Origin of the sequence: Vibrio iocasae (assembly GCF_042245395.1) — a bacterium.
Lineage (GTDB): Bacteria > Pseudomonadota > Gammaproteobacteria > Enterobacterales > Vibrionaceae > Vibrio > Vibrio iocasae.
This window is the reverse complement of the sequence record NZ_CP145310.1, coordinates 216081-229129: the sequence shown is the minus strand read 5'-3', so window position 1 is coordinate 229129 and position 13049 is coordinate 216081. Positions and strand designations below refer to the sequence as shown.

Here is a 13049-nt window from a genome sequence, read left to right as displayed (position 1 = left end):
ACACTTAATAAACGAATTGAATTAATAAGAGAGAAACTCATGAAAAAGTTCGCTATCGCAATGATTATCGCAACGTCAAGCATCTGGTCTGCAACTACTCAGGCATCTGTAATGGTTCCGGTTAAACATACTATCCAGTACTTGTTTACTTCGTCTGAGTTCAATATGACTGAGTTTGCTGAGATTGATACTAAAGATGGCGAAAAATTCCATATCCACGCTTCAATTGAAAACCCAAATCGAGTTCTGGTTATGGATACTTCATGGTCACCACTACCTGAACTAACAAGTTCTATGAGCGAAGATAAAGGACGTTCTGCGGGTCTTGAATATGCTCAATCTCAGGGGCTAAACATCGAGCTAACAGATGCTGACTACCATTATCATGATGGCGCTTACGGATACTCTTTCACTGTAAACTCGGTTTCTGTGAACTAGGGTAATAAAGGAAATAACAACCTAATAGAGCAAGGAAGCGCTGTTTATTCAGCGTGTCCTTGCTTCTTACTCTCTTGCTAAACGTTTTTTCTGATTAGACCAATCGTTACTTTCATCAAATAAAGATTTTCTACGCGCGATTTCGATTAGTTTCTCAAAGTCTTTCATTCGTGCAACCTTTAACCTGAAGATAACTTAGCTTCCAGTCGCTTATTCACTGTGTCCATCACCTGTTCTGGTGGAATGACACCTTGCTTGCTAAGTACGCAACCTATTGATGTTCCTTCAGCGACTATACGATCACCAACATAGAATGTGTGAATCATATTGAAGTACTTTTCATTCCAGTCGGTAATTTCCATGGTCACACGATACTTCTGAAACATGTTTAGAGGCTTTTTATATTTCATCGTGTGTTCCGAAATCACTGGTATCCACTTTCTCTGATACATAGTTTTGGCTAAACCAGTACGGATAAACATATCAACTCTGGAGAGATCACAAATGGTAAGGTAACGGCCATTGTTCATATGCATGTTGATATCAAGATCGTTTGGTAACACTCTCATAGTCAACTCATTGCCAGGTCTTACCAAGGGTAAACGCTGTTTAAAAAACGATGCAATCAGCAAATAAAACATCCTAAAAATTAAACTCATTACTGTCTCCAACTTCCATTTCGAACACCTGTTTACATTCTTGCAACAAGATAGTTGACATGTCAACTATCTGTGCGTAATTTATTCAATATGAAAAAACATCGATTTATTTATCATCTCAACCTTGCACGACACACCATGATGAAATCACTGGATAATGACTGTCGTGAACAGCTCGGTATCTCAGTAACGCAATTGTCGGCATTGATGATACTGGGAGAAAAAGACAACTGCCTGATGAAAGATTTGGCGGATACGCTAATGCTTGATAAGTCAGCAATCACCGGCTTAGCAAGAAGAATGAGTGAATCGGGGCTTATTGAGAAAGTTAAGTGTTCAGAAGATTCCAGAGCAACACGTTTAAAGATCACCAAGAATGGAAAAAAAATACTGAATGAGGGGCTGGTCCAGCTAGGAAGTGTTAACGAAGATATCGCAAAGGGCTTCACAGAAGAGGAACTTGATACGGTATCGAGGTTCTTATCTCATGTTACGACGACTTTTTCTGGAAAACACTAACCGTTAAGTTAAAGAAATGTTTACAAAATTCGCTAGCTAAGTAACATTTGAGCATTGTAGTATTCAGCCCGAATCAATTAATTACATCAAATGTTGTCGTAGTAAAAGGATTTGTATTCATGATTTCTTCTTTGCACGTTAGCTTGAACGCCATAAACAATAACAAATATTTTCAGGCCTTCACGGTTATAGTCATCATCCTCGCGGCGCTTTCTATAGGTGCCAATACGTTTGAACTTCCGGAAGGAGTGGGGCTGGCTATTCATTGGCTAGATCAGTTTGTTTTATTGTTTTTTCTGGTTGAGATCATCATTAAGTTCTTCTCTTACCAACATAAACTGGATTTTTTCAAAAGTGGCTGGAACTGGTTTGACTCAATCATCGTTATTGGTAGTCTGATGCCGACAGCAGGGCAAGGTATTCTTATCGCTCGCCTGCTTCGTGTATTTCGCGTACTTCGACTAGTATCTGCTGTACCTCAACTCAAACTGTTGATTAATGCGCTGTTTAAAGCCATTCCAAAAATGGGTTATATCGCGGTATTGATGTTTATCATCTTCTACATCTATGCGGTGGTAGGAAGCTTGATGTTCTCTCAGATCAACGAAGTGTTGTGGGGAGATGTATCCATCTCGATGCTAACGCTTTTCCGAGTTGCGACATTTGAAGACTGGACAGACGTTATGTACGAGACAATGGAAATCTATCCAATGAGCTGGGCGTACTATCTCACCTTTATCTTCCTGACTGCATTTGTATTTTTAAATATGATGATCGGTGTGGTTATAGAAACTATGACAACAGAACATGCCCTGGCAGAAAAAGACAAAGAGTCTGATGACCCAATCGTCACACCGGAATATGAATCAAGACAAATATTTGCGACCCACAATCAGGTCGAGCAACTGCAAAAAGAGCTCTCTGAAATCAAAGAGCTGCTAAAACAAGGTAGATCATGAGCAGCAGCTAAGGTCACTACTATTAAAATGGCCATAGAAATGGCTTTCTAAACTAAAAAAACAGCCTCTTTAAAAACTAAAGAGGCTGTGGACGTTTAAAGCACGCGCTTCATTTCAGCGTATTCACCATTCGCTCTCAATATCACCATAACGGTCTTATCATTTCGATTTCGGAAAAACCAACCATGATTACCGGTAAAGGCAGCTACTAACTCGCCCTCATCTTGAGGAACACCACGTCCCTTTTCGTAGCTGATCGAATTCCCATTCCCGTCACCATGAGTATCGTAGTTGACCGGACCACCTTTCGATACCCACTGAAAAGTAGCAACCTGACCTTTGTTCATTACCATTTTCACTTCAGCACCTTGTCCAGGCTTGAGTGTTAACATGATTTTGTCTCGCCACTCTGGTTTGGTGACCTTTTGTGCTGCATCTACAGTTGGTTCAGCCGTTGCAACTTTTTCCGGTATAACCACTTTCGCTAACTCAGCGTTGTTAGTAATAGCTTTATCACGAGCAGCCTCATCCGCTAATTGGGCCTTTATCTCCCCCATTTCTGTTAAGCCCAGTACACGACCGACTCCTGTTGGATCAATAGCATATTCCGATGGTAATACTATGGTTACCAGTATCGTAACGGCAGCAACCAAAGCGATGATGGTTGAACGAACAAGCTGCTTCGTGGTTGGTAGCTCTGCTCTTGTTGGCATATCTGTGTTGTACATGTTTAATTCCTATGACTATTGAGCAACAACGTAGCCCGTTAACTGATAACCGATAAGCATAAAACCTAAGCTCATCATAATGACATTGACCGAATAGGCCTGGCGATAAAAAGCGGACTGTCGCCGCCAAAAGCCCATAACAATCAAAATGGTGCCAAGAGCAATAAGTTGACCAATTTCTACGCCGATATTGAATGCCAATAGGTTTGGTAGTAAGCCATCCGGTGAGATGTCATAGTCAATAATTTTTGAAGACAATCCAAAGCCATGGCAAAAGCCGAACAGCAAGGTTGCTAGCCTGGTATTAGGCTGAAATCCAAACCAGCGCTGGAAGGCTCCTAGATTATCCATAGCCTTATAAACAACGGATAATCCGATGATGGCATCAATGATGTAACTGTTGATACCAATATTGAAATACACACCAAGTAGCATGGTTGATGAGTGTCCAATAGCAAAAAGACTCACATAAAGGGCGATGTGTTTCATTTTATAGAGAAAGAAAATCACCCCAAACAGAAACAGAATATGATCATATCCTGTCACCATGTGCTTAGCACCTAAGTACATAAACGCAATAAGATTTACACCTGTTATTTCCTGTATGTAGCCTTTATCACCCTGCGCTACAGCATGCGCCAGTACGTCACTACTCATGAGTGTAAGTACAGCAAGAAAGAGACAGAGCCCCATTTTTCGAAGATGGGTTCCCGAGTTTCGGTTAAATACGCTCTCTTCAGTAGAAGAAAGTAAGTTCATAATAACTCCATTAAATCATGATAAATCATCCCACCACATACTCAGCGGTGGTGTAAGTACAGCGTGAAAAATATCCTCTTGGAGGCCGCTCTATCTTGAAGGGTTTATGAACTGGTGAACCTCGTGCTCGCCAGCTATTTTCCGTTTTCGTCAGATCCTCAAATGCAATTTTGCTAATTTCATCCAACGTTACATTGTCATGTGTATGGTTACTCGCATCATGCTGATATTGGTATTCACCTTTCTGTAAATGGGTGTAGTCACCCGAATGAGAATGCCCATGACCTACTTGTACCATCAACATTACACCATGCGAGCGAAGCTTCCCTACGTTAGACGAAGCCATACTCGTTGTGACGATGAAAAGCATCACGAAACAAATTGCTTGTATATATTTTTTAAACAACATGGGAGATAACAACATCAGGTTAGTGACTTACTCGGGCGAACCTTGAGCTGGTGCAATAGAAGTAATACGCAATCATACTCAAAAGACACAATACTCCCATACACAGATAGCCAACGTTTAAACCAAATAACTTCACACTCACACCTGCACTCAAATAGGTAATCAACCACCAGAAATGAGTCAGAGAAAAGTGCGTTGCAAAATAGGGGGTAGTATCTTCATCGGCACAAGCCTCAGTGATAAGAAGCCCTGAAGTTGTCTGAATACAAGACATTCCTATCCCAAACCCCAGACAAACTAAAATGTAGCCAATCCACCCGGGTGTAAAAGAGCCAACTAAAAAGGCACTGAGTATGGAAACCATGCCTATCCAATGAAATTTCTGAGGGCTCATAAACTTGAGCCATGAGGGTAAATTAAAAGCAATAACCATAGATCCGAGCCCTACGACCATCATAGCCAGCGCAGTTTGTTCCTCTCCTCCATTTAATACGCCATGTACATAGACAACGGTATTAACCAAAACCATAGCAGACGCACTTGCCGCAGCAAGATACGCCATCCATAGCGCTTTTAGTGAAGGCTTATTCAGGTAATTACGAATCCCACTTCCTATCTCAGATATGGTGATTGAGCTGTGCTCATGGTTAGCTTTTTTAAGGCTCGGGATAACACAAAATAAAATCAACATCGCAGATACCACGAAGGTGGTGGCATCAAATATAAATAGCTGACGAAAGCTAAGCACGGTCAACAATAAAGCCGTCAATAAAGGGCTGAGGATTTGCTCAAGATCATAGGCAATGCGACTTAAGCTCAGCGCTTTGGTGTATTCATTTTTACCAGAAAGAACCAGAGGAAGTGTCGACTGAAGTAACGGAGTAAACCATGAGGAACAGGCGTTAATCAGGAATGTGAGAAGGTAGACCTCCCATAAGTTTGTAATAAACGGCAGAAAAGCAAACACACTCGCACGAATGAGATCCAACGCTACCATGGTTTGTCGCCTCGGCAACCACTGACTCAGTGTGCTAAACACAGGTGCGAGAATAATGTAGGTCAACATTTTAATGGCAAAGATTATACTCAACACCATGCTTGCCTCTTCACTCGCCAGGTCATAAGCAAGCAGAGCCAGGCATATAGAACTTATGCCTGTACCGGTGAGTGAAGTAACTTGAGCTGCAAACAAGCGCAAGTAGTTTCTGTTATGCCACATCTTAATTTGTAAACTGTTCTATTGCTGTCTCTGATAGGTCGAGTATAGTCAGCACATCAAAATCATTTAAATTGATTGTATTAATATAGATTATTAGTGATATCGATACTAACGAGATAAAAAATGCAAGAGCTAAACTGGCGTGGCATAGACTTAAACTTACTGCTTACATTTGATGCACTTATGAGGTTTGAGAGTGTGTCTGAAGCATCGAAGCATCTGAACTTAGGACAACCTGCAACCAGTTATAATCTGAAACGGCTCAGGCAATTACTCAATGATCCTCTGTTTGAAAGAGTCGGTCACCGTATGATCCCAACTCACCGTGCCAAAGAGATAGCCCCCCGAGTAGAACAGATTCTCAAGATATTTCGTGAAGATGTTTTACCAAAAGAACAATTTGATTTCGCAGGTTATGACGGGATATACAAGATAGGGTTAACAGACTATGCGGAGCAGATTTTTGGCCCAGACTTATTTGATGTGCTGCAAAGTTTGTCGCCCAACAGTAAGGTTATTTTTAAACCCGCTGATAACCAAAACAGTGTTCAGATGTTAGAAGACGATGAGGTGGATCTGTGCATTGGCGTCTTCCATAAGCTTCCTGCAAACATAAGTAAAACCTTCTTATACAGGGAAAAGCATTGGTGCATTTTTGATAATGACAAGCTACAAACGCCTCTGCCCATTCCACTTGATACGTATCTCGCTACACCTCAAATGATCATTTTGGCGGATGACACTTTAGCAACCAAAGTCGATAACACTCTGGAAAAAATGAACATTCAAAGAAATGTGGTACTGGGCACTACTCGATTTTTTACTATTGGGCACATGTTAACCGGACGCAATTTACTTGCAGTTATGGCTGAGATGGCAGGACGTTCGAGTCTTTTCAGTGACAATCTGACACTATGTCCACCACCCATTGATATTCCGGACTTTGACGTAGATATGCTCAACCTCAAACGAGATGCCTCTCACCCTCGTATGGTGTGGTTAGCAGAGCAAGTTAAGACCCTTGTTCAAAGCAAGGTTTCAAAGCTTAAATTGGATTAGTCTGGACTCCAGCTATCGGTTCCTAAACCACGACGCTATCTGATCGTACAGGTAGCACCTCTTCGCTATGTCCCTAAGCATGCCAGCAAAATTCTAGGCTCATAAATTACGTCACCTGCTAGCCGCAAGCTCCGCTGTAGCGAACTTCCAACAGAGGTGCTCGCTTTCTCCCAAAAACTTTCACTTTGAACAGTACTTTCTTTACGCGCACATTGCGTAGCTACTCGTTAAGTGGGCTGTTCATTCTGTAGTGATTGAATCCACATTCTGGCTAGTAGCCAATCAGCTATCAAATCTAAACTCACTGTTCTATTTCTCATTAATCTTTTAAAATTTTGATCCATACACTGTGTCAGGGGGACATATGTCCTCTGCTCACAATACGAACCAACATTAAGATGGACCTCAACTTAGAGCAACCACGGAACGACATTATGGGGTTTTTAGAATTCTTTGATATAAATAACACGCTTGTTAACTTTCCAATTGGAGGTGGCTATGCCATGTCTTGGATTGAAGCAGTAGGAACTATATTTGGTCTGCTTTGCATTTGGTATGCGAGCAAGGAAAAAACAATCAACTACGCATTTGGACTGGTAAATGTAACTCTTTTTGCAATCATTTTTTACCAGATTCAACTATATGGCATTTTGCTTCTTCAGCTGTTTTTCTTCTGCATGAACATATATGGCTGGTATGCATGGACAAGACCAACTTCATCCGATGGGAATATGCTAGAAGTAAGGTGGCTAGAGAAACAGAAACTGGTGTTTCTTGCTGGTTCTTCAGTGCTAGCGATTGGGCTGCTTACGCTTTTCATTGACCCGTTCTTTTTCGCGTTGGCAAGTATCTCTGTGAGTTTTATGAACCTATTTGGTGCTGGCATCGCTGAACCAGTACTAGAACCTGACGCTTTTCCATTCTGGGATGCAACAATGACAGTGCTGTCAGTAGTTGCTCAGGTGCTAATGACACGTAAGTATGTAGAAAACTGGATTCTATGGGTTGTCGTAAACGTTATTAGCATAGGTATCTATGCAGCTCAGGGCGTGTACGCGCTATCTATCGAGTATGCAATTTTGCTATTCATTGCAGCCAATGGTACACGTCAGTGGATTAGAACAGCAGAAAAGAATAAGCAAAGTTCAATGCCTCAAAAAGAGGTTACTGCATGAATAAACAGCCTCATATATGTGTTGATAGCACACAGGTCTCTGAAAAAGTTATAGTCTGTGGAGAGCCTGACCGAGTCAACCGAATTGCATCGCTGCTGGAAGATTCTGAGCTGATAGCAGAAAACCGGGAGTATCGTCTAATTAATGGTACCTACAAAGGACAAAAGTTCACTATTTGTAGTACTGGTATTGGGGCACCATCGATGATTATTGCTTTGGAGGAGCTTCGAAGCTGTGGAGCAAAGTACATTATCCGGGTAGGTTCAGCGGGTGCTTTGCAACCAAATATTGCATTAGGGGACTTAATACTCGTTGAAGCCGCAGTTCGAAATGAAGGAGGCTCCAAAGCATACGTGAGTAGTGAGTACCCAGCAATTTCGGACATAGATATCATTGTAAGCCTAAGAAAAAACCTAAGTAGTACCGGGCATCAATGCCATAGTGGAATTATTCGTTCCAACGATAGTTTTTATACCGATGAAGAAAGTGATATTTGTCGGTACTGGAACAATAAAGGTGTGTTAGGTGCGGATATGGAGACATCGGCACTACTTACAGTCGGTAGACTGAGAGGGCTTAAAGTCGCCTCAATATTAAACAATGTTGTTTTATATGAGCAGGATGTAAAAGAGGGGATCAATGAGTATGTTGACTCAAATGATTCAATGATGAAGGGTGAAGTCGTTGCCTTCAAGGCCGCATTGAACGCTCTTCGCGAACAATCCTAGATATATCAATTCGGGAGCAGTTAATTAATGCTCCCTTTCTTGCTTATTTGAATTCTCCACGCGATGAAGCGCCTATAGTATAGTAGTCAGAAATCGTTAAGTGGAATAAAAGCATGCAACTACAACCGTACTCTTTGAATCGATTTTCTTTGTATCTTGACAAGTACTTTGATGAGTTTAAGGAAGCCATCTCCGCGTGCATCACCGAGTCGAGGTATTTTCATAAAGGAGATGCCATTCTTGAGCAAGGGCAAGAAATGGATTTGCTTGCTATTGTTCCCCGAGGTCGAATTTCCGTAAATATCATTGCCTCAAACGGGCGTCGATTTCAGCTAGGTAAAGTAGATTGTGATCATCAGATTTTGGGTGAAATGGAATTTTTTACTAAAACGCCCTGTCAGTGGAATATCATTGCTGATGATGAAGGGATGGATATAGATTTTCTTTCTGCCCGAAAGCTTGAAAAGCTCCTTATCCAGCGCCCGGAGTTTACTATGTTTTTTGCATCGGCTCTATCGTTTGACTACCAAGACTCAATGGATATTTACACCAATCGTCTCCTACATTCCATCACCTATAACATTGCCAATGACCTACTGCTGAGGAACAAAAACAGCGTAGTACTTGACGCCTTTAGCACATTCTCTCAAGAGGCAGAAAGATTTGGTACATCGGGTCGTGTTTATCGTAGGGCGATTAAGGTCTTGATTGATAGAAAACTAATCGTAAAAGAAGAAGGTTATTTGAAAATTATTGATATCGAGGCTTTAAAGGATTTTTTAGCCGAACAATAGGCCAACGATACCCTAAGTTTTGATGGATATACCCTTATGAAGGTAGGTATACACATCACTAAATCTTCACACACCTAACTGAGAACATATAATCTTTCGAACTTGTAGCACGTCGAATTTCACCTTTATGCGCATTCCACCACGAGTAAGCTAAGGTTCGGATAATTGCTTCTTTATTGCTCTCGCTGGTGCCTGTCCAAAACTCGGTGTAAGCGCGTTGCGTGATGTAAAAACCGTTCCATTTCACTCCCGCAGGCCTTGCCGCGAATCGATATTTATTCGCCAGAGATTGATCGAACTTCTTAAACAGACCATTGGATTGTGTCTCTTTAAGTTGGAAACCTAAATCATCGTCACCACCGCGCCAGCCTTTTTTGTCTAGCTCTTCTTCGGGCATACCAATAGTTCGTTCTAAAGTCTTCCAGTCTTCGTCGGTTGCGACACGCCACCCAGGAGGGCAGATGTTTCGCTCATCCGCTACATCATGCCAATCATAAAGCCTGCCATACTTCAGTAGGTTCTCTTGATCATCTTCTGGAATAAAGCCGGTGTTTATCTTCGAGCCGTCCTGAAACTTAGTCGCTCTGAGGTTTTCAGCAAGCCAAACCTGCTCTCCTATTTTAACTGTTCGATAAGTGTTTCCTTCCAGATCCTGAACTGTATCTTCCATCACAGGTGATTCTTGGTTTAAATCATTGGCAGATAGCATGGTTGGAACAAACATTAAGGCTCCCATAGAAAGTAATAGGTTCTTTGCAGACATAGATTTAGGCTCCGTATCGTCGCTTCAGCGAGGCAAACCAACTATATCTATCTGACTCAGTGTTAAACAGGCCATATAGTCTTTAAAACATGCCTATTTGTATCGCTATATATAAATGTGCAATCACAAGGCTCCTCACGACACTATCCCATTTTTGCAATTCACTTGTCCCATATCGCTTATTTTTTTCATCCCTCAGGCCAACTAATATTTCTCCCGTACCTTGATAACGAATGACGGCAAGTTGCCGAACAGGAGAAGAACATGAAAGCAGTAGTATTAGAACAAACTGGTGGCAGCGACAAACTGATTTACAAAGAGATTGACAAGCCTGCACTGAAAGAAGGCCAGGTTCTGGTTCAGATAAAAGCGGCACCAATTAACTTTATCGACACAGTGATCCGCGAAGGCAATATGCCTCCGGGTATGATGCCTGAACTGCCATTCATCTCTGGTGTCGAGGGAAGCGGCATTATTGCAGATGCGAACAACACTGAACTAAAAGAGGGTCAGAAAGTGGCTTTCCTTGGTCCAATCGGAGCTTCTACTTACGCTGAGTACACTGCCGTCGATGCTGACAAACTTGTACTGCTTTCTGATTCAGCAAACATTCTTGAAGCAGGTGCAATGCCAGTCACTTACTTCACTGCATACCATATGTTGCACAATGTGGTTCGTGCGGAGCAGGATAAGTTCGCATTGGTATACGCTTCTACAGGTGGTGTGGGCACAGCGCTTATCCAGCTTGCTAAAGCAGCAGGCTTAAAAGTTATCGCTCTTGACCGTAAAGATGACAAAGTAGAACAAGCTCTGAAGATCGGTGCAGACTTTGCGTTTAACTCTACTGGTGATTGGGTAGAAGAAGTGAAAAAAGTCACTGACGGCAAAGGCGTGAACTACATCTTCAACCCTGTAGCTGGCGATACGATTAAGCAAGATCTTGAAGTACTGGCGACGCTTGGTCATATCGTTATCTTTGGTTTTCTTGCAGGTGTTGGTGAAACCAACCTTCAGGCAGAAGCTGTGGAACACTTCGGTAAAGCACCGACCATTACTTACTCTGAAATCTACGCAACATTCTTTAGCAACTTCCCGTTGGTTAAGGAGTCTATGGCAGAGATTTATAACCTACTTGATGAAGGCAAGATTAAGCCAGTTTACTCAACAATGCCTCTTGCTGAAGCGTCAAAAGCTCATGACCTGTTAGAAAGCGGTCAAATCATGGGCAAGATGCTTCTGACTCCAGACAGCGAATAATCTAAAATCTACTTCTAAGGATTTACATATGTCTCAAACAAACAAAGGTAAGGTTGCGCTAGTTACTGGTGGGAATCAGGGACTTGGTTTAGCCATTGTTAAAGGGTTAGCAAACCGGTTATCTTCCGAAGATATCGTATATCTTTGCTCTCGCAGCGTTGAGCGAGGCGTTGCAGCTTTAAAAGAGTTGGGTCAAACCAACGCTAAAGTTGAAGTTATTCAGCTCGATGTTACTGATGAGGGCTCGATCAGCGCTCTTGTGGGTCTTCTTACGTATCGACACGAAGGTATTGATATCGTTGCATCGAATGCTGCTGCGCGTATTACGAAAGAGATCCCTCAATCTGAGCAAGTTCGTGCATTTGTGAATACCAACAATCACGGTTCAAAAGCTTTGCTTGAAGCGTTGTGGCCGCTTCTGAACAAAGGAGCTCGCTACGTCATGGTTGCTAGTGCGTTTGGTCAGCTTAACTATCTGCCTGAAAATCTACACAGCCTGTTTGATACAGACACCATGTCCTTGGACCAAATCGAAGAGAGCATGGATCTTTATGTGGAATCGCTTGAAAGCGGACGCGCGCAAAACGAAGGCTGGCCCGAGTGGATCAACATTCCATCTAAAATAGGTCAGGTTGCCACAGCACGTATTGCTGCACGAATGATCAGTGAATCTCGCGCGAATGACGACATCCTTATCAATGCCACCTGCCCTGGCCTTGTTGATACCGATGCGTCCAGGCCATGGTTCGACAATATGCAGGATGCCCGCTCACCAGATGATGCCGCTATTGCTGTCGTTGATCTGTTGTTGACCAAAGCCGGAGCAAAAGAACCTCATGGTGAACTGGTTACCTTTGGTCAATGCTTACCGTGGTTATAAATAGCGTACAAAGCCCAAAGCTAGTCACTTTGGGCTTCTTAATAATCAAGCAACTAGCTCCAAATGATTCCCTTCCGGATCCAGCAATACAACCTCATAGTAGCCATCTCCGGTCCAGCGCGGTTGCCCGATAATCTCTACGCCATCTAAAGTTAAAGCCGTTGTCATTTCATCGACCTTTTCAACTGACCCAACCTGAAAGGCGATATGCGCTAACCCGGTAAACTGTTTGTATGCTTCAACTCCAAGCACTTCAATAGAATCCATCTTCATCAGTTCAAGCCGAGCGCCTTCAGGCAAAGTTAAAAAGTAAGATGAAAAACCTTTTTTCTGGTTCACGTACTTATCGTTGCTTTTTGCATTGAAGTACGTTTGGTAGAAATCTCTCATTAGCTCAAGATCTTTGCACCAGATCGCAACGTGTTCGATTTTCATTTTAGTTCCTCGCTATGATTTTCTTCATCCCACTCGTACAAAGAAAGTAAAGATTGTGTATAAAGGATAGCCTCTATTTCCACCCTGCTTTTGCCATTTTCTAGACGGCGTTGGTAATAGTGTGCAAGAGCATCTGAGTTCAGTTTTTTCATAAAACGTTCGAATATAGTCATCATGTCCCCTCCCCTGAATATGTTTAAGTATGGAGATAAAACAGGACACAAAAACAGAGCATTTATTATTGTTTAGTTCCGCATATAGGCGTAGC

17 protein-coding genes are annotated in these 13049 nt (G+C 42.2%); 9 read left to right on the top strand and 8 right to left on the bottom strand.

The features are described 5' to 3' along the window. The first annotated feature begins 39 nt into the window (after nt 1–39). A complete protein-coding gene (locus tag SNR28_RS01025; protein ID WP_375749164.1) occupies nt 40–438 on the top strand; it encodes a hypothetical protein in 399 nt (132 codons plus the stop codon). A gap of 179 nt (nt 439–617) precedes the next feature. Here the strand turns inward: SNR28_RS01025 and SNR28_RS01020 are convergent, their stop codons facing one another. Continuing rightward, complete coding sequence (locus SNR28_RS01020) at nt 618–1097, bottom strand: acyl-CoA thioesterase (RefSeq protein WP_375749163.1); 480 nt, start codon at nt 1095–1097, stop codon at nt 618–620. 138 nt (nt 1098–1235) lie between these two features. Between SNR28_RS01020 and SNR28_RS01015 the strand changes: the two genes are divergently transcribed. Continuing rightward, complete coding sequence (locus SNR28_RS01015) at nt 1236–1616, top strand: MarR family winged helix-turn-helix transcriptional regulator (protein ID WP_375749162.1); 381 nt, start codon at nt 1236–1238, stop codon at nt 1614–1616. A gap of 119 nt (nt 1617–1735) precedes the next feature. Continuing rightward, nucleotides 1736–2575 (top strand): ion transporter, encoded by an 840-nt coding sequence (locus SNR28_RS01010; RefSeq protein ID WP_375749161.1) that lies wholly within the window; start codon nt 1736–1738, stop codon nt 2573–2575. Nucleotides 2576–2670: 95 nt separating this feature from the next. Here SNR28_RS01010 and SNR28_RS01005 read toward each other — a convergent pair whose 3' ends face one another. From SNR28_RS01005 to SNR28_RS00990, 4 genes are read right to left on the bottom strand one after another with little or no spacing between them, the layout of a single operon-like run. Further along, the gene (locus tag SNR28_RS01005; RefSeq protein ID WP_375749160.1) at nt 2671–3303 is read right to left on the bottom strand and encodes a transmembrane anchor protein; all 633 of its coding nucleotides are present in this window, start codon (nt 3301–3303) and stop codon (nt 2671–2673) included. A 15-nt stretch (nt 3304–3318) separates the two neighbouring features. Then, nucleotides 3319–4062, bottom strand: coding sequence for a HupE/UreJ family protein (locus SNR28_RS01000; RefSeq protein ID WP_375749159.1), 744 nt, complete (start codon nt 4060–4062; stop codon nt 3319–3321). Between the two features lie 25 nt (nt 4063–4087). After that, nucleotides 4088–4435 (bottom strand): hypothetical protein, encoded by a 348-nt coding sequence (locus SNR28_RS00995; protein WP_375749158.1) that lies wholly within the window; start codon nt 4433–4435, stop codon nt 4088–4090. A gap of 55 nt (nt 4436–4490) precedes the next feature. Next, nucleotides 4491–5690 (bottom strand): MFS transporter, encoded by a 1200-nt coding sequence (locus SNR28_RS00990; RefSeq protein ID WP_375749157.1) that lies wholly within the window; start codon nt 5688–5690, stop codon nt 4491–4493. A gap of 123 nt (nt 5691–5813) precedes the next feature. On the opposite strand from SNR28_RS00990, the gene SNR28_RS00985 reads away from it, so the two are divergent. The 4 genes from SNR28_RS00985 to SNR28_RS00970 all read left to right on the top strand — a co-directional run bounded on the left by SNR28_RS00985 (nt 5814) and on the right by SNR28_RS00970 (nt 9446). After that, nucleotides 5814–6749, top strand: coding sequence for a LysR family transcriptional regulator (locus SNR28_RS00985; RefSeq protein WP_375749156.1), 936 nt, complete (start codon nt 5814–5816; stop codon nt 6747–6749). A 434-nt stretch (nt 6750–7183) separates the two neighbouring features. Then, nucleotides 7184–7924 carry a nicotinamide riboside transporter PnuC gene (gene pnuC / locus SNR28_RS00980; protein ID WP_375749155.1) on the top strand — a complete coding sequence of 247 codons (741 nt, stop codon included), beginning with the start codon at nt 7184–7186 and terminating at the stop codon, nt 7922–7924. After that, nucleotides 7921–8652 carry a nucleoside phosphorylase gene (locus tag SNR28_RS00975; RefSeq protein WP_375749154.1) on the top strand — a complete coding sequence of 244 codons (732 nt, stop codon included), beginning with the start codon at nt 7921–7923 and terminating at the stop codon, nt 8650–8652. Before pnuC ends, SNR28_RS00975 begins: the two co-directional genes overlap by 4 nt. Nucleotides 8653–8765: 113 nt before the next feature. After that, nucleotides 8766–9446, top strand: coding sequence for a Crp/Fnr family transcriptional regulator (locus tag SNR28_RS00970; protein ID WP_375749153.1), 681 nt, complete (start codon nt 8766–8768; stop codon nt 9444–9446). Nucleotides 9447–9504: 58 nt separating this feature from the next. Here the strand turns inward: SNR28_RS00970 and SNR28_RS00965 are convergent, their stop codons facing one another. Next, nucleotides 9505–10209 carry a fibrobacter succinogenes major paralogous domain-containing protein gene (locus SNR28_RS00965; protein WP_375749152.1) on the bottom strand — a complete coding sequence of 235 codons (705 nt, stop codon included), beginning with the start codon at nt 10207–10209 and terminating at the stop codon, nt 9505–9507. Nucleotides 10210–10473: 264 nt separating this feature from the next. Between SNR28_RS00965 and SNR28_RS00960 the strand changes: the two genes are divergently transcribed. Together SNR28_RS00960 and SNR28_RS00955 are read left to right on the top strand one after the other, a co-directional pair. Continuing rightward, nucleotides 10474–11466, top strand: a complete 993-nt coding sequence (locus SNR28_RS00960; protein WP_375749151.1) for a zinc-binding alcohol dehydrogenase family protein — start codon at nt 10474–10476, stop codon at nt 11464–11466. A 28-nt stretch (nt 11467–11494) separates the two neighbouring features. Next, nucleotides 11495–12346: an SDR family NAD(P)-dependent oxidoreductase gene (locus tag SNR28_RS00955; protein WP_375749150.1), complete on the top strand. Its 852-nt coding sequence runs from the start codon at nt 11495–11497 to the stop codon at nt 12344–12346. 45 nt (nt 12347–12391) lie between these two features. Here the strand turns inward: SNR28_RS00955 and SNR28_RS00950 are convergent, their stop codons facing one another. Both SNR28_RS00950 and SNR28_RS00945 read right to left on the bottom strand, forming a co-directional pair. Then, nucleotides 12392–12781, bottom strand: coding sequence for a VOC family protein (locus SNR28_RS00950; RefSeq protein WP_375749149.1), 390 nt, complete (start codon nt 12779–12781; stop codon nt 12392–12394). Continuing rightward, nucleotides 12778–12957: a hypothetical protein gene (locus SNR28_RS00945; RefSeq protein WP_375749148.1), complete on the bottom strand. Its 180-nt coding sequence runs from the start codon at nt 12955–12957 to the stop codon at nt 12778–12780. Before SNR28_RS00945 ends, SNR28_RS00950 begins: the two co-directional genes overlap by 4 nt. Between the last annotated feature and the right edge of the window lie 92 nt (nt 12958–13049).

Bases quoted from the DNA above. Each gene is read 5' to 3' on its own strand.
- SNR28_RS01005 (WP_375749160.1), bottom strand. From the start codon at position 3,303: ATGTACAACACAGATATGCCAACAAGAGCAGAGCTACCAACCACGAAG.
- SNR28_RS01015 (WP_375749162.1), top strand. From the start codon at position 1,236: ATGATGAAATCACTGGATAATGACTGTCGTGAACAGCTCGGTATCTCA.
- SNR28_RS01020 (WP_375749163.1), bottom strand. From the start codon at position 1,097: ATGAGTTTAATTTTTAGGATGTTTTATTTGCTGATTGCATCGTTTTTT.
- SNR28_RS00990 (WP_375749157.1), bottom strand. From the start codon at position 5,690: ATGTGGCATAACAGAAACTACTTGCGCTTGTTTGCAGCTCAAGTTACT.
- SNR28_RS00950 (WP_375749149.1), bottom strand. From the start codon at position 12,781: ATGAAAATCGAACACGTTGCGATCTGGTGCAAAGATCTTGAGCTAATG.
- SNR28_RS01010 (WP_375749161.1), top strand. From the start codon at position 1,736: ATGATTTCTTCTTTGCACGTTAGCTTGAACGCCATAAACAATAACAAA.
- SNR28_RS00975 (WP_375749154.1), top strand. From the start codon at position 7,921: ATGAATAAACAGCCTCATATATGTGTTGATAGCACACAGGTCTCTGAA.
- pnuC (WP_375749155.1), top strand. From the start codon at position 7,184: ATGGGGTTTTTAGAATTCTTTGATATAAATAACACGCTTGTTAACTTT.
- SNR28_RS00960 (WP_375749151.1), top strand. From the start codon at position 10,474: ATGAAAGCAGTAGTATTAGAACAAACTGGTGGCAGCGACAAACTGATT.
- SNR28_RS00955 (WP_375749150.1), top strand. From the start codon at position 11,495: ATGTCTCAAACAAACAAAGGTAAGGTTGCGCTAGTTACTGGTGGGAAT.
- SNR28_RS00945 (WP_375749148.1), bottom strand. From the start codon at position 12,957: ATGATGACTATATTCGAACGTTTTATGAAAAAACTGAACTCAGATGCT.
- SNR28_RS00965 (WP_375749152.1), bottom strand. From the start codon at position 10,209: ATGTCTGCAAAGAACCTATTACTTTCTATGGGAGCCTTAATGTTTGTT.
- SNR28_RS01000 (WP_375749159.1), bottom strand. From the start codon at position 4,062: ATGAACTTACTTTCTTCTACTGAAGAGAGCGTATTTAACCGAAACTCG.
- SNR28_RS00970 (WP_375749153.1), top strand. From the start codon at position 8,766: ATGCAACTACAACCGTACTCTTTGAATCGATTTTCTTTGTATCTTGAC.
- SNR28_RS01025 (WP_375749164.1), top strand. From the start codon at position 40: ATGAAAAAGTTCGCTATCGCAATGATTATCGCAACGTCAAGCATCTGG.
- SNR28_RS00985 (WP_375749156.1), top strand. From the start codon at position 5,814: ATGCAAGAGCTAAACTGGCGTGGCATAGACTTAAACTTACTGCTTACA.